Origin of the sequence: Nitrospira sp., from assembly GCA_029194675.1 — a bacterium.
GTDB lineage: Bacteria > Nitrospirota > Nitrospiria > Nitrospirales > Nitrospiraceae > Nitrospira_D.
This window is the reverse complement of the sequence record JARFXP010000002.1, coordinates 723,164-748,880: the sequence shown is the minus strand read 5'-3', so window position 1 is coordinate 748,880 and position 25,717 is coordinate 723,164. Positions and strand designations below refer to the sequence as shown.

19 protein-coding genes are annotated in these 25,717 nt (G+C 53.8%); 2 read left to right on the top strand and 17 right to left on the bottom strand.

From position 1 onward, the window contains the following. Positions 1–9: 9 nt before the first annotated feature. The 17 genes from P0120_12485 to gmd form a co-directional block, all read right to left on the bottom strand. Positions 10–1,740 (bottom strand): Wzz/FepE/Etk N-terminal domain-containing protein, encoded by a 1,731-nt coding sequence (locus tag P0120_12485; GenBank protein MDF0675136.1) that lies wholly within the window; start codon positions 1,738–1,740, stop codon positions 10–12. A 46-nt stretch (positions 1,741–1,786) separates the two neighbouring features. Next, positions 1,787–2,917, bottom strand: a complete 1,131-nt coding sequence (locus tag P0120_12480; GenBank protein ID MDF0675135.1) for a hypothetical protein — start codon at positions 2,915–2,917, stop codon at positions 1,787–1,789. Between the two features lie 92 nt (positions 2,918–3,009). Beyond that, positions 3,010–3,612: a polysaccharide biosynthesis/export family protein gene (locus P0120_12475; protein ID MDF0675134.1), complete on the bottom strand. Its 603-nt coding sequence runs from the start codon at positions 3,610–3,612 to the stop codon at positions 3,010–3,012. Between the two features lie 9 nt (positions 3,613–3,621). Beyond that, positions 3,622–6,006 (bottom strand): tetratricopeptide repeat protein, encoded by a 2,385-nt coding sequence (locus tag P0120_12470; protein MDF0675133.1) that lies wholly within the window; start codon positions 6,004–6,006, stop codon positions 3,622–3,624. A 75-nt stretch (positions 6,007–6,081) separates the two neighbouring features. Then, entirely contained in the window at positions 6,082–7,716 is a 1,635-nt protein-coding gene (locus P0120_12465) for an MraY family glycosyltransferase (protein MDF0675132.1), read from the bottom strand. 32 nt (positions 7,717–7,748) lie between these two features. Further along, on the bottom strand, positions 7,749–9,323 hold the full coding sequence (gene xrtD, locus P0120_12460; GenBank protein ID MDF0675131.1) for a VPLPA-CTERM-specific exosortase XrtD: 1,575 nt from the start codon (positions 9,321–9,323) through the stop codon (positions 7,749–7,751). A gap of 168 nt (positions 9,324–9,491) precedes the next feature. Continuing rightward, a complete protein-coding gene (locus tag P0120_12455) occupies positions 9,492–10,160 on the bottom strand; it encodes a hypothetical protein (protein MDF0675130.1) in 669 nt (222 codons plus the stop codon). Between the two features lie 284 nt (positions 10,161–10,444). After that, complete coding sequence (locus tag P0120_12450) at positions 10,445–11,314, bottom strand: WecB/TagA/CpsF family glycosyltransferase (GenBank protein MDF0675129.1); 870 nt, start codon at positions 11,312–11,314, stop codon at positions 10,445–10,447. Beyond that, positions 11,311–12,438, bottom strand: a complete 1,128-nt coding sequence (locus tag P0120_12445) for a glycosyltransferase family 4 protein (GenBank protein ID MDF0675128.1) — start codon at positions 12,436–12,438, stop codon at positions 11,311–11,313. Before P0120_12445 ends, P0120_12450 begins: the two co-directional genes overlap by 4 nt. 76 nt (positions 12,439–12,514) lie before the next feature. Next, on the bottom strand, positions 12,515–13,351 hold the full coding sequence (locus tag P0120_12440) for a methyltransferase domain-containing protein (protein MDF0675127.1): 837 nt from the start codon (positions 13,349–13,351) through the stop codon (positions 12,515–12,517). Further along, on the bottom strand, positions 13,342–14,898 hold the full coding sequence (locus P0120_12435) for a flippase (GenBank protein MDF0675126.1): 1,557 nt from the start codon (positions 14,896–14,898) through the stop codon (positions 13,342–13,344). The genes P0120_12440 and P0120_12435 overlap by 10 nt, the downstream gene beginning before the upstream one ends. Before the next feature lie 124 nt (positions 14,899–15,022). Further along, positions 15,023–15,973 carry an O-antigen ligase family protein gene (locus P0120_12430; protein MDF0675125.1) on the bottom strand — a complete coding sequence of 317 codons (951 nt, stop codon included), beginning with the start codon at positions 15,971–15,973 and terminating at the stop codon, positions 15,023–15,025. A 524-nt stretch (positions 15,974–16,497) separates the two neighbouring features. After that, on the bottom strand, positions 16,498–17,607 hold the full coding sequence (locus P0120_12425) for a family 10 glycosylhydrolase (protein MDF0675124.1): 1,110 nt from the start codon (positions 17,605–17,607) through the stop codon (positions 16,498–16,500). A 13-nt stretch (positions 17,608–17,620) separates the two neighbouring features. Continuing rightward, the gene (locus tag P0120_12420; protein ID MDF0675123.1) at positions 17,621–18,670 is read right to left on the bottom strand and encodes a glycosyltransferase family 4 protein; all 1,050 of its coding nucleotides are present in this window, start codon (positions 18,668–18,670) and stop codon (positions 17,621–17,623) included. 684 nt (positions 18,671–19,354) lie between these two features. After that, positions 19,355–20,455, bottom strand: a complete 1,101-nt coding sequence (gene wecB, locus P0120_12415) for a UDP-N-acetylglucosamine 2-epimerase (non-hydrolyzing) (GenBank protein ID MDF0675122.1) — start codon at positions 20,453–20,455, stop codon at positions 19,355–19,357. A 166-nt stretch (positions 20,456–20,621) separates the two neighbouring features. Further along, a complete protein-coding gene (locus P0120_12410) occupies positions 20,622–21,581 on the bottom strand; it encodes a GDP-L-fucose synthase (GenBank protein MDF0675121.1) in 960 nt (319 codons plus the stop codon). Positions 21,582–21,596: 15 nt separating this feature from the next. Continuing rightward, a complete protein-coding gene (gene gmd / locus P0120_12405; GenBank protein ID MDF0675120.1) occupies positions 21,597–22,604 on the bottom strand; it encodes a GDP-mannose 4,6-dehydratase in 1,008 nt (335 codons plus the stop codon). 148 nt (positions 22,605–22,752) lie between these two features. Here gmd and P0120_12400 point away from each other — a divergent pair, with 148 nt between their 5' ends. Then, positions 22,753–23,664 (top strand): hypothetical protein, encoded by a 912-nt coding sequence (locus tag P0120_12400; protein MDF0675119.1) that lies wholly within the window; start codon positions 22,753–22,755, stop codon positions 23,662–23,664. Positions 23,665–23,826: 162 nt separating this feature from the next. Then, positions 23,827–25,683, top strand: coding sequence for a type II secretion system ATPase GspE (gspE, locus tag P0120_12395; GenBank protein MDF0675118.1), 1,857 nt, complete (start codon positions 23,827–23,829; stop codon positions 25,681–25,683). The last annotated feature ends 34 nt before the right edge of the window (positions 25,684–25,717 follow it).

Below are 25,717 nucleotides of genomic sequence, written 5' to 3'. Positions count from 1 at the left end.
CCTTTCTGCTTACTCCATGCCCAACCGTCTCAGCGTGGCAAACCACAGCACATCCAAAGGGACTACAAATACATGAAGTAGCAAAAGGACCGTTCCAAATGCGCCGATCCCCGCACTTTGAACGATTCGCCGTCGCAATTTCGCGTGGGACACATCTGCTTCGTTCGGCATAAAAGGAATCACCGCCAAGGGAAAATGCTGCGTCAGGGCGGCCAGTTGATCGGGCGTCCTAATCGAATGGTCGAGCGACTCGGCTGCAGCTCCCAGGCCGGCTCCCCCACCGACGGCAAGAATGAAACCGAGTAGTACGATGGCCAAACGGTTCGGCTTATAAGGCTTTTCAGGAAGACTCGGTGGATCAATGAGGGAAAAGCGCTCGCCCTTCCGTTGGACTTCCAAACCTTCGGCCACCTTCGCCTCCAACAACCTTGATCGAATGTCCTGATATTTTTGTCCGGATGTATCTCGATCCCTGGTCAGAACAAGATACTCCGGTTCAAGCTCCGGCCCCTTTTCCAGCCGTGTCGCATACTCTTGCAGCCGACGCTTGATGTCCAGACGGGTTTTTCGCAATGCTTCCAACGAGAATGTTGCGGAATTCAACTGAGCCTGGAGATTGATGTATGCGGGGTTTTCCGGACGCTGATTGATCACCTTGTTCCGAACGACGCTGAGGCGATGGACATCCAGCTCAAGAGCGGAGATTTTTCTCCGGGTCTGCAGGACGTCCGGATGCTCGTTTCCCAACCGTTCTAAGTCGGCGGCCAATGCCGCGCGCGCATCGATGAGTCGCTTCGAGGCTTCCTCCGCATCAGGGACCTGTCCGGTCTCTTTTTGCAATGCATCGATCTCCTGTTTCATCTTGATCATGTCGGGATGATCCGCCGACAGATTGGCCGCGGCGCCGGCATGCTCGGCTCGGAGTGCTCGTAAGCGCTCGGTTGAATCCAAAATGCGCTCGCCGGTCACGGATAAGATGGGCGTATTCGGTTTGATCGTCGCCAATTCCCCTTCGAGATAGGTTTTGCGTTCTTCAAGGCTTCGGACCTGCTGGTCGACGTCCATCAATTCTCGCTCGGCTTGGTTCATCAGCTGCTGATTCAACGGCATCAACTCCGGAAGCGCCCCATTGGCTCGCTGCTTAAACGCGGCGATCTTTTCATCGATGTTGCTGATGTGCCGAGCAAGATTTTCCGCCTCCTGCTGAAGAAACGAGGTGGCTTCCTGAGCTTGGCGTTCGCGGCTCTTCAAATTTTCCCCCAAGAACAAGCTGGTCAATTCGTTCGCCACTTTCTGAGCCAATTCAGGAGAACGATTTTGATAGGCCACCGTAAACGCAATGGTCGCCTTGGTCGCATGTTGTGTGCGTTTATCCACGACGTCGGCACTGATCACTTCCACCTCGACGTCCTTGGCGAAGCGTTTTACAATTTCTTCGGCTGGACTGTTTTTCCGCTGATCGTGGTAGAGATCGAACTGTTCGACCACTTTCCAGAGAGTGGTGCGGCTCATGACCTGTTGTTTGATAGTCTCAATCCTTTGATCGGCATAACTTGTAATCGTCGATCGTACGAGGTCTGATGGAATCTCCTGCTCCTCGATCAATATGGTCGCGGTCGACTTATAGGTCGGAGGCCAGAGAAATGCCAGCGTCAAGGACGCCGCCAAGAGTCCCAGACCGGTCAGGAGGATAAGCTTACGACGGCGATGAAAAGCCGCGATGTAGTCCTTCAAGCTCATGCCAGGTCCGGATGTCTGTGGCGAAACGTGTGTCTGCGCCATAGCCTCAGTTGGAATATGAGAATTTTGGTGGATAATAGGTCACCATGAACGTCGTCGCATGGGATTGAGCTGAATCGACGGCAGTGTCGGTGTCGCGCCATCGGTACATATATGACACCTCTGCCCGCCACCATTCGAGAAACTTCCAGGAGAGTTTTGGTGCGACACTGACGTACCTGCTATCCGGATAGACTCCCCCGATTACCGCGTTCGTCGTTCCCGACGTGAGGATTCCGACGACAGTCAAGGAGCAGGCCAGCGTCTCCGAGACATCGTATGACGCGGAGACTTCTCCTCGATCGGTCTCAAGGAGTAATCCCAGCCCACTTGGAAGAAGGTCCCGAGATAACGAGGCTTGCAGTGAAGCTCTCTCAAATCTTTTCGTGATACTCGCCCCTGCCAGCCACACCGTATTGCTAGTCGTGGTGTCGCCGAGCGGTGACTGCGAGCTCGTAGACAAAAATCGGGGACCGCCATACACGGTTCCTGTGAGTGATTCAGAAAAAGCATGTGTGAGGCTCATATTGATTCCTGGAAAATCGGCTTGAAACGGAGATGGCGAATCGGTCGTGTGGAAATCAACGTACGATCCGGATAACTGGAGTTGATCCCGCTCCGAGAGTTGATACAGGAATCCTCCTGAACCTCCCACCAATCGGTAGTCAACCAATCTGTTGCCCTCATATGTGGTGTCCGAAAACCGTATGCCCGATTGCAATGACAGCTTTTCGGTCAACCGTCTCGTCCACGTAGGATTCGCAGTCCATTGATTACGCTGAGTAAACTGCAAGACAACCCCGGTCTCCTGTAACTCACCGAGCAGCGTATTGTCGCGGATAAACCCACCGGTGAAACCTATGAGATCCTTTTCGGTCTGATATCGAACCGACAAAGGAGCGAAGGCATTTGCGAACTGCCTGTTCTCTCCACCGAAGTATCCCACGAAATCCGCAGCGAGCCGGCTGCTTACCTCCAGACGTTCGGTTTTCCCCGCAAACTCCGCTGCCGGCGTAATCCAATAGCCGTAACTCTTAGAGTGAGGCAGCGGGGTCAGCAGCAAGTTACTGTTATAAACGCCTGTGACTCCGATTGATGGCGAGAGCGACCATTCGGCAGCCTCGCTTCGCGGCGCCATCCCAAATGCAACGATCACCACCACGGAAAGAGCGTAGACGGTATGCCAACCCCGGTCTCTCCATTTGCGGCTCGGGTGCATGAGGGCGACGGTCAGGGGACCATGACGACGTCACCGCGCTGCAGAATGATATTTTGCTCCAAATCCCTGCCTTTCCGAACATCTCCATAGCGAAAGGGAATGGCATGTTGTTCTCCCCTCACCCGCCGTAAGACCTTGATATCGTTCTCAGCGGCAAACGGAGTCAGTCCACCAGCAAGACTGAGCGCCTGCAGCACATCGGTGTAATGGCCGATCAAATACTCACCCGGCTTATTCACTCGGCCGACGACGTACACCTTGTAACTGATGACTTTTGTGACCGCGACCGAAACATTGGCATTCGGAATATACTTTGTCAGCCGCTTCACAAGGTCGCCACGAATGTCCTCGACTGTTCGACCCTCGGCCTGGATATCGCCGACGAGGGGAAATGAAAACATCCCGTCCGGACGGACGACGACTTCTCGCGTCAGCTGTTCATCCTTCCACACCGATACCAGCATGATATCCTCGGCGCCGAGGCGGTACCCTGGCTCGACTTGCGCCACCGGCCAGCCGGTCATCGCATCACCCGCATAAGCAGGCATCGCCACTATCATGACAGCCGTGGCCATCAGTACCCCCTTCATCATTGATCGCACTGATCGAGACATGAATTCTTCCTACCCTCTGATCTGCGCGAGGGCTTGCTCTGCCTCCCGCCGTCCTTCGAACGAATCGGAATTCTTCAGCGCCTTTAAAAGATACGTACGGGCCTCGGTGCGTTTACCGGACTGAAACAATGCCATTCCAAGATGATAATTCAGGACAGAAATGTCGGGTGATTTGGCGACGGCGTCTTTCATCAGCCGGATCGCCTCTTCCGGTTGCCCCATTCTGAATCGCACCCAGCCGAGGGTATCGATAAAGAGAGGATGCGGCGCCTCCTTTTCAAAATCTCGACTGAGCGCGAAGGCCCTTTGCAAACTCGATGGATCACCCTTGTGGTCCGCGAGCAAGACGGCCAGATTATTCGCTGCCAGCACGTTGCGAGGATTCAGCCGCAAGGTGGTCTCATATGCGGCCATAGCGAGATCTATCTGTGCTTGCTCGGAGTGCGCCGAGGCCAAGAGCATGTGCAACTCCTCACTATCGGGGTTGGCCTTGAGCCCCTCGTGTAGAACCTGTACGGCCATATCCGGTTTTTTGCGGGACAATAGCAACGTGGCCCAGTTGAGCCACGGCGCCATCCATTTGGGGTTCAGTCGCGCAGCTTCACGATAGTGAAGCTCGGCCGCTTCATGCGCCCCGGAGACGGACAAGACTTCTGCCAACAATCCGTGGCCGAATGGATGGTCCGGACGAGCCGCGAGGAGCGTTTCCAACCGTGCTTGCGCTCGGACCTTGTGATCATGAGCCACCTCAAGCTTCACCAGGGACAAGAGTGGCTCCGGCTCGTTCGGAACCAGAGCTGTGGCGCGTTCATAGGCATTCATCGCGTCATTCAAACGACGTTGCGCCTCATACAGTCGCCCTTCCGCCATCAAGGCCATATGACTTTCGCCTGCTACGTGATGGATCCGCCTCAACGTCTGTTCCGCTCCAGACCAGTTTTTCATTACCAAGTCGAGCGTCATCAGCATATCGAGGGCAGCAATATCATTAGGACGTTGCTTCAGCAGGTCGTCAAGTCGAGCACGGGCCTGTTGGTAACGGCCGATTTTGCTTTCCAGTACCGCAAGAGATCGCTTGGCATCGACCTGGTCAGGATACAACGCCACCGCTCGCTCAAAACTCTCTTTCGCCAGGCTGGTCTCTCCAGTGAGCTGATAGGCCTGGCCAAGGAGATAGTGAACCGTCGCCGATCCCGGCTGATCATGCAAAACCGTGCGAAAGGCCTGAACCGCGTCTTTCCCATTCCTTCTGGCTAACTCGAGACGTCCTAAAAGGGTCAGGCCGTCCGAGGAGCGGGGGTTGTCTCGTAATACTTCCTGCACTTGACGCTCCGCTTCGATCTGCTTGCCAGACTGAAAATCCATCTCCGCCAACTTCACCTTGGCTTCCAACCCGACCGGCTTATCCTTGTACTCTTGAACCAACGCGGCATAGCGCTCACGTGCTTTTGTGTCTTGTCCGGTCTTCCGGTAGAACGCGGCAAGCCCGAATTGAAGTTGGCTTGAGTACGGCAACTGTGCCGTGGCGTCCAACAATACTCGTTCGGCAGACGGAACATCCTTCCTGCTCAAAAAGAAGTCGGCCAATGCAAGCCGGCGCTGTTCGCTGTTCGGATCGAGCGCCACCGCGTTACGGAGAATCTCTTCCGCCTTATCGTAGGCAGCCTGTTGAACATAGAAGCGGACAAGTCTCAGCCGATGGTCAAAGAACTCAGGCTCGGCGTCAATCATCCGACGAATGACCGCTTCTGCGCCGACGATGTCGTTTGCCCGCGTCAGGACCGCATTCAAATTGTTCAGAAGATCCAGATCTCTCGGATGAGCATCCAACGCGCGTCGCAACGTGACCTCGGCATCATGATATCGCTGACGCTGGTCGTACAACGTGGCAAGAAGAATGGCGACATCCGGTTCTGATGGAAACTCCTTCGCCAGTGCCTCCGCTTTGAGGATCGCCGAAGGAACGGCCTGCTCCGTCACGGCCTGCAAGGCGATCTTCAGTGCGTTCGCTTGAGGATGTTTTGGCTCCTTCTTCAGGACGGTGTCTGCCGCCTCCGCCACCTGCTCGGTCAACCTCGCTTCCAGATAGTATTTCCCCAGGGTAATCCATGCTGCGGTATGACCAGGATCCAGTCTGACGGCTTCCTGATAGAGTTGGACAGCGTTGCGCCAATTCTTTTCCCTCTCTTCAACGCGAGCAAAGAGGACATAGGCACCCGCATCCTTTGGATCTATTTTCAGCACATTCCGCAGGGCGACCCGCGCCTTGGGATAGTTGGCCGCTTCAATGTACTCATTGGCGCGAGCGAAGTACTTGGCCTTTCGCTCCTCGGGACCACCACAAGCCGTCCATGCGACCGCCGACAGAAGAACGATGGCGGTCCTCACGCGCATACTGAAAGCCCACCCACGTCTGTTGTATGGGAATGCCGTCGGCATGGAACCTAGGTTATTACGTAACTCGGTTTGCTACAACAAAATCCGAATTCCTAGTCCGAACAGGATCCAGAGCGAAACGAGTCCCAACTGTCGGACACGACTCGAAAATGCATGGAGTAGCAATTCGAAGGAAAAGAAGAGCACCATCAATTTGGCGGCAAAGACCCCCAAGTGCGAGATATCGGCGCTGACCTCCGGGAGGAGCGGGAACATGACGGCCAAGAAGACCATTAAATAGTCGAGCGGTGTCGTCTGAAACCGGTTCTCCTGGTTGAATCGAAGACTCAATAACACCATAACGGCGACCACGACAAAGAATGCGTTGTGCACGATCGTGACGGTAGATAAAGCGCTCGCTCGCGACCCATCGCAGACATACAGCAGGAACGTGGTGCCCACGTAGAGTCCACCACGGACAAAATATGGCGCGACTCGAGGAGAAAACGAGAGGCCGAGCAACACAATCCCGAATATGATGATCGACAGATATCCGACATCGGTCGGCACATTCGATGGAACAAACACCAGGGCAATGAGGAAACATGGGACGGTCACGGCCAAGAACTGCATCGGCAGATCCGTCAGCCACGGGCCATTCATCAATCGCGTCACGGCCACATTGGATAGAAAATGACCGCTTTGTGAAGTGAGATTGGGAAGAAGACCGCGCCCTGCTGCGATGAACAGCATCAAGACCGATCCCGCAATCAGGAGATAAAGGGGAAGGATCAATAGGTCGGACTGCCATCGCAGCACATACGCCAAGCCCAACATCCCTGCCTGGATCACGTAAACGACGGTCACGGCCTCATAATGCGTGAACCCAAAACGAAGCAGTTTATGGTGAATGTGCGCACGGTCGCCGATGAATGGAGAGCGGCCTTCAGCCAGCCGTTGTCCAGTCACGCCAAGCGTATCCAAAAACGGCAGCCCCAATAGAAATAGAGCAAGGCTCGGACTGAATGGCCCTCGTGAGGAATCCGTCAGTAGAACGGCGAATACCCCCATGATGAATCCCAACAATTGGCTGCCGCCGTCTCCCATGAAAATACGAGCCGGGTAGGTGTTGTAGCGCAAGAACCCCAAGAGCCCTCCCAGAAACGGGACGGTCAACAACAAGACAGTCGAATCATCAGAGACATAGGCCAAATAGGCAATCCCAGATAGCGTAAGAAATGACAGACCACCGGCTAGCCCATCCAACCCATCTGTGAGATTGACGGCATTGGACACGCCGACAAGAAACACGACGGTCACAAACATCCCAGCCCATGCCGGCACTTCCACATCGGGTAGAAAAGGAAGGGTGGTAAACCAGATATCCCCTCCAAAGACAACGGCGAGGGCGGCAAGCAGCTGTCCAATGAGTTTGCTTCGATAGCTCAGATCGACACGGTCGTCCCATACTCCGAACCCCACGATGATGACGCTGCCGACCAGAATCGATAGCGCAATAGCATCTTTCGGAACCCACCAGGCAATCGAAGCGCAGGCACCGGTTGCGAAGGCAAGACCTCCCACCCGTGGAATAGGGTGCGCATGCACTTTTCTCTCTCCAGGCAAATCCATCACCTGAAATCGTTCGGCTGCCAGCCGTAACGGAGGAATGAGCGCCATGGACAAAAATAACGCCGTCATGAAACTAAAGAACAGTTCATTCACCATGGATTGGTCCCCGCATCCTCACTTGTGTTGGTTCAGTCCGGTACAAACTTGGTCAGCTCTCGACCCACCGCGATCGCCAATTCCTGTAGACGTTGATCCACAACTGCTTCGGATTCCCCGGGACCAACGAGTGAAGCCAATCTCACCAGCGCTCCGTCAGTCCGTTGTCTCGAGAACGCATCCCACAGCAGGTACAACTTCACCAGATATTCGTCCGTGAGGTTTCGGTCTCGTTGTTTGAACCAGTACATCACGATTTGCTTCTGTTCACCTTTCTGGATCACGGCTCGATTGATCCTAAGCGGTTCCATCACCCCTGGTGGCATCGACAATTCTCGCTGCGTCAGAGACTCAATTTCCCATCCCCCACCCGGCAGACAACTCTGAGGCGAATGAGCCGACTGTCCTTTCCGCTGTGACCGATAGTACGCCGCATAGAAATTCACGGGATGCTGAACACCTGAACGATAGTCAGCGAGAACATAGTCATCGAAGCGAAGCGCGTCGATGTACTGCTGCTCGAGTGGATAGGGCTCGCCTCGCCATCCGCTGATCTGCATCGGGAAGTCGACGAATGCGGTTCGCGGCGGGGGAATCTCTTCACGGTCCATGAGCATCGTCGAGAGGAGCGTGAATGGCACGAAAAGAGCCACACTGCACAGATAGGCTGGTCCCGGTGAGAAGATGTTGCCTGGTGGATTCTTGAGTCCAACTTCACGGACGACCTCTGACTCTTGATTTCTCCACGTCAGTCGTTCGGACAAGGATTTCCTGGACACCGCTGCTCCAAGCTTTCCTAAGAGCGCCATTTCCATGATCAATAGCCCGAAACTCACCATGAAAATGACCCATCCCTCAAAGAGATGATAAAAGCCTTGCGCAGCTCCGTTTCCATAGCGCTCAACCAGCAGTCCGATCATGCCGATGCGGAATCCGTTGATCATGATGGAGATCGGAACCGACGAGAGAACCAGGACGACTCGCTTCCACATCCTATCCTTGAAGAGGTACGCGCAGAGCAGCGCAAGGGAGGTCAGCGGAAGCAAGTAGCGAATCCCGCTACAGGCTTCGGCCACTTGGAGTTGAACCGGGCCAAGATCAATGACATTGCCTTCACGAAAGGCCATCACGCCGACAAGCTGCAAACAACCGACTCCGAGCGATGAAGACCATAGTTGAAGCTTGCTCGACAGACCCTCGTAGAAAAACATCGGAAGAGGGATGGCAGTCAGAAGATAGCCGAGTGGAAAGGTTATGGTCCTCGTCCCGCGAATCCCGAGCAGCGTAACGGCCAACCCGACTATCACGATCCACAAGGAGACGTGCAGAATTACAAACAGCGTGGACAATTCGCCCACGACGTAGAGCACAAGGCCGAGAGCGATGACGCCAAGGCCCCACCATGACTTTTCCCCTGAGACTTGAGATAAACGATGCCTAGACTGCCAAATCAAAAACCCGCTGATGAGAGGCACGAAGATTCCATGGCTATAATCCTCAGTGCCAAACCATCGGCTGAACAGGAAGACAAGACTGTCCGCATACATGTACACCAATAGCGCCACAACCAGGACTGAGGTGAAGAGAAAGGAACGTGTGCCGGTCATAAGCGTGAGTTACTCACACGATGATTAGGAGCTAGAGGAGCGAGCTAAACCGGTTCTGAAGAGTGAGGTGACACTTTCCCTGGCAACTTCCCAGCTATCGATCGAGTCCGCAGAAAGAACGGGCTTGATACCACGATCGAAGTATCAAGCCCGTCAGAAACGAGACAACTAGGCTTTGGACGCTCGGAGATTTCTCAGCCCTCCGGCTCCCAAACCCACCAAGGAGATAAGCCCCGCTCCGAACAGGAGCACCGCAGCCGGCAACGGCACGGCAGTCAGATTACTTATCGATCCGAGATACGCGGATGGCGTACCGTCGGCATCCTCGAAAAAGAGCCGCCATTTCGCACTGCCACCATTCAGACTGCTCAAACCTGGAGGATCTTGAAGGCTCGTGTCAGTAAACAATCCCCCGCCCTCATGGTCGAGACGAAGATCAAAACTGAATGGCCGCGTGGTGGTACCACTGATCGCTTCACCAGTAGCAGCAGTCACCAACGCCCAACGGTCGACAATGCCACCCCCCAGCGGCATGTTCTGGGAAATCGTCACAGCATTGGCACCTGGAACGAACGACGATGTGTACGTCCCAGTATTCAGGTTAAGATTCAGGGTGAAGCCAGTTACGGCACCGTTGTAGACACCTCCACTCCCACCAGTCGCATTATCAAATTGAAATGAACCGGAGACCGAGGGATTACCGGCGATGTTGATGTTGCCGGTGAACGAATAGGTCACCAGAGCTGCTTTCGCTGCACTGATCGGAACCGAAAGGGCACACACCGCAGCAACCTGCAGGATGAACCCTCTCCGAAGCCATCGTTTCATCATCCGCATATCACCGCTCCTTCTAGAGGTTGGTTCATTAGGGACACGTATGAACGGAGAACTGTTCAGCAAATCCCAGACCATCTAATGAAATTTGCATGTCGCTGAAAACTAAAGAAGACGATGGAGACCAAAGGCGGCAACTGTGTCGATGTTGCTGCAGCGGTGTTCAATTATGTAAAGATGGGTATATGGAAATGGCATCTGGTTGCCGTCACATCACACACGATCGTGAAAAAAAGCACAGATTGGCCAAGACCAACGACAGGCACCTTGCAGCCCCCCTCACAATCTTAGGCAGCTTTTTTCTCACGGTGGTGGGCAATTTCTTCCTGCTTCGACAAATCGGTAGCTGTCAGGGTGGCATCTCCACGGTAGATGTGTCGACGAAGCACTAGCCACACAAACTTTGGTGCGGACACGAAGTTGCGCCGCCACATCCGGCGTGGCTCAAGGATAAATCGATAGGCCCATTCCAAACCGATATCGCAGACCCATTTGGGAGCGCGTGAGTAAGTTCCGGCGTAAAAGTCGAAGACCGCACCGATCGAACCAATTACGGACACGTTGAGCTGTCGACGGTTGGCCTCCACCCATTTTTCCTGCTTCGGCGCCGTCATGCCGACCCAGAGGACGTCCGGCTTAGCATCGTTGATCATTTTCACCATCCGATGATTTTCCATCTCACTCCATGCTCCGAACGGCGGAGACAAAGCACCGCCAAGCGTCAGGGCAGGAAAATCGACGGCGAAGCGTTTAGCAATGCGATCCAGAACCTGCTGCGACGATCCAATAAAGAAGACACGGCCCTGGCCACGTTGTTGGAGTGCGTTCAGAACTCCATAGAAGTAGTCGGTTCCTGTGATTCGAGGCCCGATCCGGATACCGACGAGACGTGCCATCAATGTTGCGCCGATGCCATCCGCGACAACAAAATCGGCACGGGTCAGGGCAGAATGAAAGTCAGCATCCTGTTGTGTGACCACCAACGAATGAGGATTGGCACAGGCAAATACCTTTTGAAACGTTCTGTGCGCGACAGCGTGCATGGACTCTTGCACCATGTCTGCGAGGGACTTCCTGTCAATCGGAACTCCTAGCAGTATTCCGGCATCCCGTTTGCCCACACCGGCATTCTCACCTGCGCATACGGTTCTGCTCACGCAACACCTTCCTCGCAGGATGAGATAAAGATATCCATCATTCGCTCGATGTGTCGCTCTTTCGTGTACAGAGCTTCGTATCTTTTGCGGGCGCGTGCTCCCATCGCTTTGATAGCCTCAGGATGATCCAGCAACCATAGTATGCGATCTGCCAACTGACGAGGATCTCCGATTGGCACTTCTAGTCCAACTTCTCCATCCGGCACCGTGTCACGGAGGCAACCTCGATCGGTAAAGATCACGGGGATGCCTGCCGCCATCGCCTCGAGAACAACCAAGGGTTGTCCTTCTTGCTGGACTCCAGGAAAAACGAAAATGTCCGAAGAGTCAAACAAAGCCCTTTTCTCTGCGCCGTCCACTTGCCCGCTGAACGACACATAGGTTTCGAGTTTATGTTGACAAATGAAGCTGTCTGCCCATTGTTTGTCCTCCGCATGCGACCATGGTCCTGCCAATACGAACTCCACATCTTTTCGCTGCTGAACTACGGATGGGACAGCCCGAAGGAACATGAGCGCTCCCTTCAAATGGCTTAACGTACTCAGATGAAGAATACGGAATCGAGATCCGCCGCGTGGCATTCCTGAATGGAGGCTGGACGCACCCCAATCGACGCCGTTCGGCACGACGGCAATTCGCTGCTCATCGACGAGTCCCTCGAATTGACGCTTCAAGGACTCGCCGAGGACAATGGCACGCGTGACACGTCGAAGGACAGCTTTCACATATGCCTTCATGAGCCAGGATCGCCCGAGAAACCAGTCTCGAAAATTTCCTCCATGCAGATGAAGAACGACATGACTGCCTCTCAGATACGCTGGCCAGATCAACAGGCTGTCGCGTAGAAATCCTATCGTCGATTGGGACAGAACCAGGTAGCTCACCGCGGGGCAGGCGTTGATGAGCATGCTAACCAGTTTGAGCCACTGACGAGCAAAGAGGACAACGTCGTGCAAATCAGGCTTATTGACATGCTGAATGCCTCGCCGGTCTGCAAGATCCAAGTGATATGTGCGAAACCGTTTCCCAAGGTCCGACTGAAGCAACGTTTGTACCGCTACCGCCACTCCATGGAATGGCGGTGGCGTGGGGCCAAGAATAAAAAGCCGTGCTCTATCTTCCACGACATCTTTCCTGCTACACACAGGTATCGAGGTTGAGATGACGGTACCGCATACCCTGCTAATCAGGACTCACGGCCTAGGGCTTCCTCAGCACAAATGCAGCAACCGTGGGCATGAATTTTTGAACGGCCGTCACAGGGTGATACCGGTAGTTCCATGCGAACAGCTCGGCGAGAAGCTGATCGATTCGAACGATGGTCGGCGAATTATAGAAATGTTTCCCGAGCATTCCCCCAAGCCTGGAGGTTACAGAAAATCCGCACAATGTTTCTTTCTCGATGCTAAATCCAGCATCAGAGATCAATACCCGGAACACAGGCAATGGTATCCCACGCTCGCGCCTCGTTAACCCTTTCCGTGGGCGCCGCCAGTCTCCCATGGAAATAATTGGCTCTCGAACCAACGCAAACCCGTTGGGCTTCATACATCGATGGAGCTCGCGCAAGACGGTGCCCACATTTGGAATGTGATGAAGACAGCCAAAACACGTCGCTAAATCGAAGGTCCCATCCTCGAACGGCATGATACCCGTGGGAAGAGGTTTGACATATTCGATAGGGACACCATCGAGGCTGGTGGTTCTGAATGCTCCAGAAGGCTCCAGGATCGTGATCGCCCTGATATTCTCAAGAAACGGCTTCACTTCTTCTCCATACGCCCCTCCCACACAAAGCGTGCGGCCATACAACTTTGATGGGAGGTGACGGAATCCATGAAGAGTGTTTAATCCGTGATACTCGTAACAATAGGACTCGTGATTCTTGGCCCCAAGATCCGCGAACCCTTCCTTTTCATCGTCAAACCATGCGTCGATCGCATCTTCGGATAAATCGTCTCCGTACAGTATCCGGCCTGACAAGCATTCACGCATGTACGTCGCATTCATAGCGTCGGTTTCGTTGGTTATACGCATAGTCGTGGACCTCCGTGACGATAGACCGTCTCTTTCAAATGATTCAGAAGGTTTCGATCTTGCTCATGCAATCCCAACAGCGTGGTGATGAGTGTATAGAGGCCTACCGATGTCGCGGCCAAGATCCACCAGCTCACCGGCAGCCCGCATAACTTACAGACAGAGACGAGAGCAAACGTGATCGCTGCAGCGGCAACGGGCTTCCAGATCTCTCGCTCAATCATCTTCACTTTGAGTAGCAGAGAACATTCATAAAAACGGACAACGCTCACAAGAGTCAGAGCAGTGGCCGTCCCCACTGCTGCGCCGGTCATTCCATAGAGAGGGACGAGCATCACATTGAATACAATCTGGGTGACCCCCAGCCAAATACTGTTCCACATCACCAGCTTTGAATATCCAGCCAATACCAATGCGGTGTTCGATGAGCCACTTGCGGCGTTGATCACCTGGCTCATTGCCAGGACGACGAGACAATACGACGCATGATGAAACTGATCTCCGAATATCGAAAGCACTTCGGCAGGGAATAAGACAAAAACAAGAAACATCGGCAATGACATGCTGACGGACCATCGGAGAACGGACTGCAAGAGCGACTGAAGGCATGACTGATTATCACCAGCAATAGCTCTGGAGATGAGTGGCGTTGCAGCAGAGTCCAGACTGCCGAGGATTAACGCAATGATGGACGCAGTCTGAAACGCAGCCCCATAAAATCCTATCTGCTCCGGCGGCAACCAATAACCGATCATGAACACATCTGAACGAGCCGCGAGGCTGGCGACAATCAACGCCCCGAGTAGCGGAGCGGCAAACCGCACCACCTTTTCGTGGAACGCTCGGTGTTGAAAAGAGTGGCAGCCTAAGGAAACATAGCGGCGAAGCGGGATATACGCCAACACGATCGTGAGGCAAAGCGCGATTCCAAACGCGACGAGCGCACCGTATACCCCCCACCCCAGCCAGACAAAAACCACTGTAAGCGAAAATTTGACAATTGGCTCGCAGCCATACTTCACAAATGATCTCCACCGGTTGTCTTGAAGCGCTTGCAACGTGGAGAGCAGCACCATGGAAAGGGAAAACAATGGGATTGCAAAGGAAAAGAGTATCAAAACATCTGTGAGTGTCGGCTTACCGAAGATCTTCGTAGAGAGGCTTGACGACAGCCCCAAGAGTGTGAATCCAGCCACACATCCGATGATGAGCGACATCCGGGCAATATACTTAACCATAGGACCAACCAATGTGATCCTATCGCCGTCATTCACCGCCGGAATAAACCGCAAAATCGCACGATCTAAACCAGCCACTGAAACCACGGAAAGTACACTGAACGCAGCCAACCCAAGCGTATACAGACCAAACACCTCTGCATCGAACATGCGAGCGAGACAAATGCTGTAGATATAGTTGAGCCCGAGCCCAAAGAACATGCTGATGAATATCAAGACGCCCCCACGAGCCACGCGAACCAACTGAGAGCCGTCTGTGGCACGCAGAGAAGCTGCTTGTGGGGTTGAAGAAGCGGATGACACCTCCATCAGAGCTTCAGCGCTCCGTGAAATTCTGAAAATCTACGGCTTGGTATGGACCATCCCCCGGCTATCGGAAAGCCCTTTGAACGACATTCAATACCCAACACCCGATGAATCCACACGTCCGTCATCATCCGAAAATGATCGGTTTCCTGTACGGCTCAGAGACCAGCACTCCACCTTGAACGTGCGCCAACGTCTGCATGCGTCTTTTTTCTTGAAGAGAGCACTCAGTGCTGTCATCAGTCTGAGGAGCATCAAGTGGCGTATGGAGGCCCACGGCCAACACCACGATCCCGATCATCTGCCATGAGTAGTACGCCGCTCCGGCCGTCGTCATTTCCGACACGATTACGACGGTACCTATCAGGAGTGCATCGAGTGACTCGATGGGATTGGACGCAGCGTTCACGGGAACATTTTGAAATAATTTGACAAGCCGAGCGCCGAGTAACGCGAACAAAATGAGGATGGGGATAATCCCTAGAAGCCCCGTTGTCACCATCAATTCAATAAACATGTTATGGAAATGTCCTCCCCCCGTGATGTGCATCGGATATGTCGCGTAGCCTGATCCAAGGAGAGGGGACTGCTCGAACGCTTCCAACGCCTCTGTCCAAATACTCATCCGCCCATCAAGCGACCTAATATTCGCCTCGTTGTGACCACGCGTAAAGGTATACGCGACGGTATCAACAAACTCGGGACTCACCAAAAGAAGCCCGATCATGAGAACGCTCGACAGTATCCCAACAATCGCGGAGATCACACGCCTGGTCGGCATTCGCACGAGAACACTCGTCAATACACAACCCCCTAAAAGCAAGACAATAAATCCTGTTCGAGACCTCGCTGCATAGCACAACGCGAGAGATATGCTGCCGACGATGAGATACCGCATTTCGACCAACACCATAAATCTGGAAAGAGCCGCCAAGCTCAACAGCGCGGCAATCACGCCGATCGTGTTAGCTCCCATCAAGAATGTCGATGTCACATCCAACCGCTCAACGCTACTTCCCTCCCGCATCCATGCATGTTGAGAGTCACTGATCACTGCTACAATAACGCCCACAAGCATCAGCGCACTCATGGCATAGAATGATGTAAATAGCTTGTGAGGGCTCTGATGTTCTCGCGCCATCGCGAACACAAGAAGGCCCCAGAGAAGAACCCCACACGTTTCCACGCTTCTCCAAAGCGAGTACAACGGTGCGCGTGAAACGGTCAGGACCGATGAAGCCACGATCAGCACGAATAGTGTCAACGGCCAGAGCGGCGGTGCACATGCAAACTTTAGATTGCCTGGGTGTTTGACTAGGAACCACACGCAGCATGCCCAAAGGATGTACATACCCAGAATTTGAGGATCTGTGAGCGAAGACTGAAATGTGATGGAATTTGTGTTTCTGACCGCGGGGAAAAAGGACCGTCCCAACATGGGAAGAAATACCACGGAATACAGAACGGTCGTTTTCCAGTGCGTCCGATCGAGCATACCCTCACAGCTCCAGACTGCATAGCCAGGTTGAAAACGGCATATTCAGAACACCTACGGCTCCTGATTGATCAATGCGTTGCTTGCAGAATGGAACGGGCTGCTCGCTACCGAGGCCACACATTGCGTATTGCCGCAATCTGCTCATCCGTGAGATATTTATAGAAGTAAACGGCGATCCCCGTCTTCGGCCAACGCTTCCGAACGTTGGTAATCGTATCCGCGAGCCACTTGCCGTCCCGAGCGAAGTATGCTTGCCCGGAAACCATTTCCTCTGGATTCGACATATTCGAGATCAAAAGATTCTGCTTGTCGGGATAGTTCAGCTCTTGCCGGGTGCGATCCATGGCGGCAAAGTTGAGTTGCCTCCCATAATCCATCCGAAAAATCACGTCGACGAGACCGTCGTTAACCCATGAGACGCTGTTCTGTCCTTGATTCAATGGAGCATGACCGACAAACACATCGGCACTGAGCAAGAGATGCGGTTTTTTCGATCTTAGTGCCTCCGAGATCTCCCGCACCAACGTCGTGACGGCTGTCTCTTGATAGTCGATGAGAGACGGAACCCGATTCGGCACCATCCTGAACAGCATTGTGTCCCCTTTTAGACTCCTCTTGTATGTCCTGTTGTACTCGTCTTCACACCTCACACTCGTGCATAGCTCAATAGCACGTACGTAATCCAAGTTGATGCCATCGATGTCGTAACCGACCGTAACCTCCTCAATCAGTTTTACTAAGAGCTCCCTAAACTCCGGGTTGTGCACATCAAAGGCTTTCTGCGGCATGGTTGGCAACGCGAATTCAGGGAAAATATCGCTTTGTCTTAGCGTCAGGGTGAACCATGGATGCACCTCGAGTCCCATCTCATGCGCTTTTTCAATGACGTACCGCAATGGATCAAAGTTTGATTTGTGACGATTCGCCAGCTTGGTATCCCAAGGAGCGTGTTTGGATGGCCACACCGTACCGCGTCCTTGCCAGACCGTCGGCATATAGACATTAAAGCCTGCACGTTTGATCCGTGACAGTACTTCATCTACATATTCCTTCTTCGTCCATGAAGGGATGTCGCCGTCTAGAATGGCCCGCTTGCCCTCGAATGGTGATGCGGGGTGTGACGAAACATCCTCCCCTCGCACCATGCTACAAGGAAAGCACCAGACTGCGATGATGGCGAATAGGCCTCGTAAACAATTCGTCGTCGTTCTCATTGCGCCTCACTCATCATGTCATTCCATCTCCTATACATTTCTGATTTTTCGAAAATTGGGTAATCCCGTTCACAAATCGCTGAACAGAATACTCGAGTTTCAGGGTATCACCTTGAGCCAGCGCTGAGCGTTTCATCGCCTCAAGCCGTAGTGGAGACGACAGCAGCATCCGAATGACTTCCGCATAACGCGATGGATCACGTCCGGTCATGACTCCATTGTTTTCAGTGAGATACTCAAGTTCAGGTCCGTGTCCAGGGGAATCTGTAGTAAGTAGTGGAAGCCCGAACGCAAACCCGTGCACAATGACAAGTCCTACCAGGCTTGGAATCACCATGAGATCGGCAAGCAAAAAGTACGCCGCGGAATCCTTAGGATTCACGATCTCCCCTAGGAAGTGCACGTCGTGAAGTTCAAGATCTTTGGCCAATTGCTGCAGTCTGTTGCGTTCCTCCCCGTCTCCAATAATCAACAGCGATACATCTGGGCGGGACTTCTTTAGAAGCGCAAATGCCCGTAAAATGAAATCCACCCTCTTCTCAGCATACAAACGGCCTGAAAATAGCAGCACATGTTTCCCGTCTAACATGAGTTTTTGCCTGAGTTCCCGCCGTTGTGTTTCGCCCATTTCATTGGCAGCCCTTCGCAATTCCTCGACATCGATCGTGTTGTAATATGGAATGACTCGATCCTGAGGAAAACCGCGCTTTCTCCAATAATCTGCGCCCTTCTCCGTATAGGTAATCAAACCCTCTGCCCGTCTTGTCATGAACCCTTTCACGATCTCTTTTATGCTTGTCCTTAGTGACGGTCGAACTGCCACTTGAAAGTTATAGCCATGCCCCCACCAAATCCAGGTTTTACAAATCAGCTTTCGCCTCATCCACAGACAGGGAACGGTCAGGCACTGCAATTCTTGCGGTGCAACAACAGCATCTGATCCTACGATCGCTTTCGCTAACCCAGAGAGCCAATAAGAGTTTGATTTCCTCTTGCCGAGGTAGCGTGCCGAAAGTACCTGAAAGGGGAAAGTTACAGCTCTTGGTCTCTGCGCTGGAGGCACTGCGCAGTACACCTGGATATCCAGATCCTGTAACCTTCCCTGAGTATACAACTCTTCGAAGAATCTTATGCGGTAGTGCGGGAGCTCGCGTTGAATGATTGAAACTTTTCGCATGCCAGGACGAGGTTCCGAACGTGGGCATTCATGTTCGAGTATTGCGAAAAACCATCTGATCTGTCTGCAGGGATATGCGGTCTGTTAGGAAAACACTAACTCAGCTTTTCTCTGCTACAAACAGAAAAATGGTTTTTACACTCACGAAGTGAATCATCGATGAACCGCGTGATCGAGACCCACCAGTTCCCAGACAGCACGCACGGCACAGAACGATTTCTGACGGTGGCGCTATGGCCTCATCCTCAGTGGCCAGAAGGGCATACCTTATTTGGGAGTAGAAAAAACGAGAGCTAGAACTAGTTCACCGTCTGGACGATCGTGGTGGGAGAGAGGGTCTTACACTCCTAGAATTGCACTTCCCGTATCGACTGAAGGTTGGCCTGAAACCAAATAGTCTTCAATCGATGCGGGTTTTTCAATGTGACACGACATTCTTGATGATTTAGCCTCCATAGCTCAGATAGTTGACGTGGACACCACACCTTCTTCCATTAATGCTGATCATTACCCGAGTGTAATGATACGAGTATCGCAAGGTCTCCATCTGCCTGCAGTCTCAAGATGAACTCACGATGGGAGCAGCAGTCTTTCCAACTGTCCAACGATCCGTTCAGCCGTCCTTCCATCCCAAAGCGGAGGAATCGCGCCTTTCTTCCACTGTCCTGCCATTAAACGCGACAGCGCAGGTGGCAGCTTGTTGGGATCAGTCCCGATCAGTTCGTTTGTCCCGATGGTAATGGTCTCCGGTCGCTCGGTATTGTCACGAAGAGTCAAGCAGGGCACTCCGAGCACCGTTGTCTCTTCGGTGATGCCCCCCGAATCGGTAATCACCCCTTTCGCATGTTTGACGAGATAGTTGAATTCCAGGTACCCAAGCGGATCGACATAATGAAGCTGTGGCGTCGCACTGTCGAGTTCTCTGAGGTTTTTCGCGGTCCGGGGATGCACGGGAAAGACCACCGGAAGTCCTTTGGTGCCTTCGACGATGGCGCGGAGCAAAGACAAGAGCTGCTGCTCTCCATCGACGTTTGCCGGACGATGGAGTGTTACGACAAAAAACTGTCCCGGTTCGAGCTTGAGGGAGTGCCAACAAGCCGGAGCTCGAAAACGCGGCACGTTCTTGAGCAACGTGTCGATCATCGTGTTGCCGACAAAAAAGATCCGGTCATCGGTTACCCCAGCGCGTCGCAAATTGCCGTTGGCCGTCTCGCTCGTCGTGAAAAACCAGTTGGTGATGGAGTCGGTCGCCACTCGATTGATTTCCTCCGGCATCGTCCAATCCCCGGATCGAATCCCGCCCTCGACATGAGCCACCGGCACGCCTAGCTTTCGCGCCGCGATGGAACAGGCCATCGTGGACGTAACATCACCGACCACAAGACAGAGGTCGCTCTTGTCCTTCAACAAGACTCTTTCATACCCGACCATAATACCGGCGGTTTGTTCGGCCTGAGTGCCGGACCCCACCTCGAGATTGATATCCGGATCTGGAATCCCGAGTTCCTCGAAGAAACTTCCGGACATCGCGCGATCATAATGCTGACCGGTATGAATCAATCGGTACCGTAGCTGTCCGCCACGCCGCTCGGTTGCTTTTAGCGCCTCGATGATCGGCGCGATTTTCATGAAATTGGGCCGTGCTCCGGCGATGATATCGATGCGCTTCACTCAGAGCCTCCCATTGCAAATCGATGCAGCTTTGCGGCCCACTTATTGTAGCCGACGCGGAGTTTCGTTCAATGATTCCAGCTTTTGACGAACGTCACGGCAGCAAAGCCGATATCGGTCCATCCGCACAAGTTCCCGCTGGAATGAGCCGACTCAGGAGAGAGATCTAGAAGCGCACTTCCCGTATCGCCTGACGGTTGTCCTGAAACCACTGAGCGGTTTTCCTCAATCCGTCGCGCAAGCCATGTCGGGCTTGAAAGCCGAAGAGCTGCTTGGCGCGGCTGACGTCAAGGCATCGCCGAGGCTGGCCGTTAGGCTTTGTGGTATCCCACTGAATCGTCCCGGTGAACCCAACCTCAGCCGCGATCATTCGGGCAAGATCACGAATCGCGACCTCTTCACCTGTTCCCAGATTGACGGGTAGGTTCCCATCATACTGTTCAGCCGCGAGCAGAATGCCTTCCGCAGCATCCTCAACATACAGAAACTCTCGAGTCGGCGATCCATCACCCCAAAGGTTAATCGATGCCTGTCCCGCTTCCTTTGCCGCCGCGCACTTACGTATGAGCGCCGGAATGACGTGAGAGGTTTCCAGGTCGAAGTTATCTCGTGGCCCATAGAGATTCACGGGAAACAAGACGATCGAATTAAAACCATATTGCTGCCGATAGGCCTGTGACTGCACCAACATCATCTTTTTCGCCAGCCCGTACGGAGCATTCGTTTCCTCAGGGTACCCGTTCCAGATGTCATCTTCCTTGAATGGAATGGGCGCGAATTTAGGATAGGCGCAGATGGTCCCGGTTGCGACGAATTTTGTCAGCCCCCGCTGGCGGCCCACCTCGATCAGCTGCGTGCCCATCATCAAGTTATCGTAGAAAAATCGACCGGGATTGGCCTGGTTGGCCCCGATTCCACCGACACGCGCCGCAAGATGGATCACCAGGTCAGGCTTCGCATCGCTATACAATTGCTTCACCGCCTCCATCTGCACTAAATCGTATTCCTTGCTTCGCGGCACCACGATCTGTCGGCACCCTTTCGCGCGCAACTGGTCGACGACGAACGACCCGAGAAATCCGGCTCCCCCTGTGACAACGACGCTCTTATTGGACCAGAAAGACATAAGAACATCCAAGTCTCAATGTTTTCTACCGACTCCTTCCAATCTCTCCCGTTCCGCTGCGAGATCCGCATCCACCATCATGGCGATCAACTCTTCGAACCGTACTTTCGGTTGCCAACCAAGTTCCTTCTTGGCCTTGCCGGCATCACCGATGAGTAGATCGACTTCAGTCGGACGGTAGTACTTGGCATCGATCTTCACGTGTTTCGTCCAGTCCAATTCTAACCGGTCGAACGTCAGCTCCAACATTTCCTTCACTGTGTGTGTTTCGCCCGTCGCGATGACATAATCGTCCGGAGTCGGAGCTTGCAACATCATCCACATGGCTTCGACATAGTCGCCGGCGTAGCCCCAGTCGCGCTTGGCCTCCAGATTTCCCAAAAACAAATCTTGTTGGACGCCCAGCTTGATGCGGGCCGCAGCCTTGGTGATCTTCCGTGTCACGAAGGTTTCCCCCCGTCGCGGCGATTCATGGTTGAACAGGATGCCGTTGCAGGCAAAGAGATTGTACGCCTCCCGATAGTTGACCGTAATCCAGTAGGAATAGACCTTCGCCGCCCCGTACGGACTCCTTGGATAGAAGGGAGTCGATTCCTTCTGTGGCACCTCCAGCACCTTGCCGAACATTTCGCTGGACGACGCCTGATAAAACTTCGGCTTGAGCCCCGATTCTCGTATGGCTTCAAGCAGTCGAATGGTTCCTAACCCTGTGATCTCCCCTGTATATTCAGGAATATCAAAACTCACCCGGACGTGGCTTTGAGCGCCAAGATTATAGATTTCATCAGGCTGGACGGTGCGCAAAATCCGATTCAGAGAGCTGGCGTCGTTCAGATCACCGTAGATCAAGTGAAGTCGCCGATGGGGCACATGCGGATCTTCATAAATCGGATCGATGCGCCCTGTGTTGAACGAACTGGAACGGCGCACAATGCCGTAGACTTCGTAGCCTCTAGCGAGCAGAAATTCCGACAGATAAGATCCATCTTGTCCGGTAATCCCCGTAATCAGTGCTTTCTTCACGCGGAAACCCTCCTTGAATAGGAACGGATTATTGCGTGCTGTGATCCGTTTGTCTACTCATCTATACAAAAAGATCGTTGATGAAAGATTCTTGCGACCAACGATAGTAGCCATGTACGATGGCGGCAGATAGAACCAGAGGCAATTCATGGCAGTAATTCTTCCCCAACGAGTGCGCCGTATCAGCCTATTCCTCTGTCTGGTCGTGAGCGGGCTCTTGATCGCGCACTCCATCAATGCCTTCGTCGCCGAGGCCTTGTATGTGATCCCTACCCATCCCGTTGGTGCCGGCGACGACCGAGCGGCTGGCTCTCAGTTGCGCGCCTCCTACTCGCCGGCCAAGGCAGCGGAGGATGTGCGTTCCAGCGGCCTCTTCCTTCTCCCCGCCACCCCTCAGGGCGAGCTCACAAACGCTGATAGACGAGGACCAGCCGGCGCCCCAGTTCGAGCTTCGCTCGGCTTAGCAGGCAGGGTTCGTTTGATCGGTGTCGTGCTAGGCGATCAGCGCGGCATGTTCGGGATCGTCGAGGAGATTGCATCTAAGCAACAGATGTTGGTTCGCATCCATGATCAGGTTCTCGACCTGGGAGAAGTCAGTGAGATTCGGCGGAATGGAATTCTGGTCCGCCAAGGTAACCTGGAGGAATTATTGGAGCTGGCGCTGTTGGATAATCCGGCAGCTCCAGGCGGTTCCTCCAGTTCCGTGCCTTCAGCCGTCCAGACGCAGACAGCTGGCGTTCCTCTACGAAAAGTCATAGACCGCCGGGAGGTGGACCAGGCTATGAGCGATCTGCCGAAACTCTTATCTCAGGCCAGAGCCGCGCCGCATATGGTGAACGGAGCCATCAACGGGTTTCGATTGGACTACATCGCCCCGACCAGTTTCTACGAAAAAATTGGGGTTCAGGCGGGAGATGTGTTGCAGCGCGTCAATGGAGTCGACATTCGCGATCCCGGTACCATGTTGAATTTATTGCAACAGCTGAAGAATGAGCAGATCGTCAAGCTCGACGTGCTGCGGAACAATCAACGATCAACGATCACGTACGAGCTTCGCTGAAAGCCTGGTCGGCGTTCTCCCTCGACAATCTCCGTGGTCGTTTGAGCCACCACCCCTCGATGAATGAGGAATCGACTCCTGCAATAGCGGGTTGACGGCAAGGAATACTCACGGTCTAGGACACCCAAGAGTTCACCATTGCGTTAAGAATTCGAGGCGTCCTTGCCAGTCCATCGGAAGGGAGAGTATCTTTACGACCGGGGTCGAGCCGTATCGGAGAAAGGACTGCGATGGCGCTCGTCCCTATTCATGAAAGGTCTGGGAAAAGTGTCGGATCGACTCGACAACGATCAGTCCAATCCTACGGTTCATCGCCCTCTATTGGGACAAATCCTCGCGCAAAAGTTCAACCTTTTGGATTCAAAGCTCGAGGAGGCCTTAGCCTACCAGCGGGAGAAAGGCGGTCTGCTGGGAGAAATCCTGCTGCATTTGCGCTCGCTGAGAGAAGAGCAATTGCTGGAGGCTCTCGCCCAACAATTTGAGATGTCTTGGATGCCCCATCTCGACAACACCCATGTGGACCACGAGCTGATCAAGAAGGTACCCATCGCATTTTGTCGACGCTATCGCGTCCTGCCGCTTCGATATGAGGAAGGAGCCATTCTGACCGCATCGACCGATCCTCTGGAAACGGTCGCGCTTGACGACCTCCGTTTGCTCTTGAGCAAACCGATCAAACCGGTCTTGACCACCAGTGTCGTTCTGCTGGCCAGCTTGAACCGGGCCTACGACGAAATCGCCAACCCGGCCGGCGCGGAACAGGTCATGGAAGACATTGCGGCAAACCAGAGCCTCGACCAGCTCGCGCATGAGCTCGACGAGCCGCAAGATTTGCTGGACGCCACCGACGAGGCTCCGATCATCCGATTGGTCAACTCGGTGCTGTTTCAGGCGGTTCGGCAACGGGCGAGCGACATCCATTTCGAGTCGTTCGAGCGGGGGCTGGTGGTCCGATATCGTATCGACGGCGTGCTCTACCCCGTCCTCACCCCACCCAAGCACTTGCAAGCCAGCATTATCGCGCGGCTGAAGATCATGGCCGGTCTCAACATTGCTGAGAAGCGATTACCGCAGGACGGTCGGTTCGGCATCAGGACCTCCGGGAAAGACGTCGACCTGCGGGTCTCCGTCTTGCCCACCTCCCATGGCGAGCGGGTCGTATTGCGATTGCTGGAGAAAGAAAATCGCCTCCTGAATCTTTCGGAAATGGGCTTCTCGAAAGAACGGCTCGCCGTGATCCATCAGCTGATTCAACTCGCACACGGAATTATTCTCGTCACCGGTCCGACCGGAAGCGGCAAAACCACGACCCTCTATGCCGCGTTGAGCCACATCAATGCGCCGGACAAGAATATCATCACGGTCGAAGATCCGGTGGAATACCAACTGCTCGGCATCGGCCAAATGCAAGTGAACCCCAAGATCAATTTGTCGTTCGCCGCCGGACTCCGCTCGATTCTCCGGCAAGACCCCGACGTCATCATGATCGGCGAGATTCGCGACCGCGAAACGGCGGAGATCGCGATTCATGCCTCGCTCACCGGACATCTGGTGTTTTCCACCCTACATACCAACGACGCCGCCAGTGCCCCCACACGCCTGATCGATATGGGAATCGAGCCCTTTCTGGTGGCTTCATCGGTCGTTGCCGTCCTGGCCCAACGGTTGTTGAGAAGGATCTGTCCTGACTGCAAACGCCCCTATCGTCCGAGCGAAGCAGAACTCGGCCGCTTGGACGTCGCGCCTGGTTCCAACGTCACCCTTTACCGAGGAGCCGGCTGTGCAGCCTGTTCTCAAACCGGCTATCGTGGCCGTACAGGTATTTTTGAGCTCATGGTACTGGATGACGAGATCAGGCGGCTCATCGGAAGCAAAGCCGACTCCACTGCCATCAAACAGGCCGCGATCGCCAAAGGCATGGTGACGTTAAAGCAGGAAGGGGCTGAGCGAGTCGTTCAAGGCCATACCACGCTGGAAGAAGTCATGCGGATCACTCAACAGGAAATCGACGTCGAATAATGCGGCACCGACGCGCTGACCGCCTACCCCACTC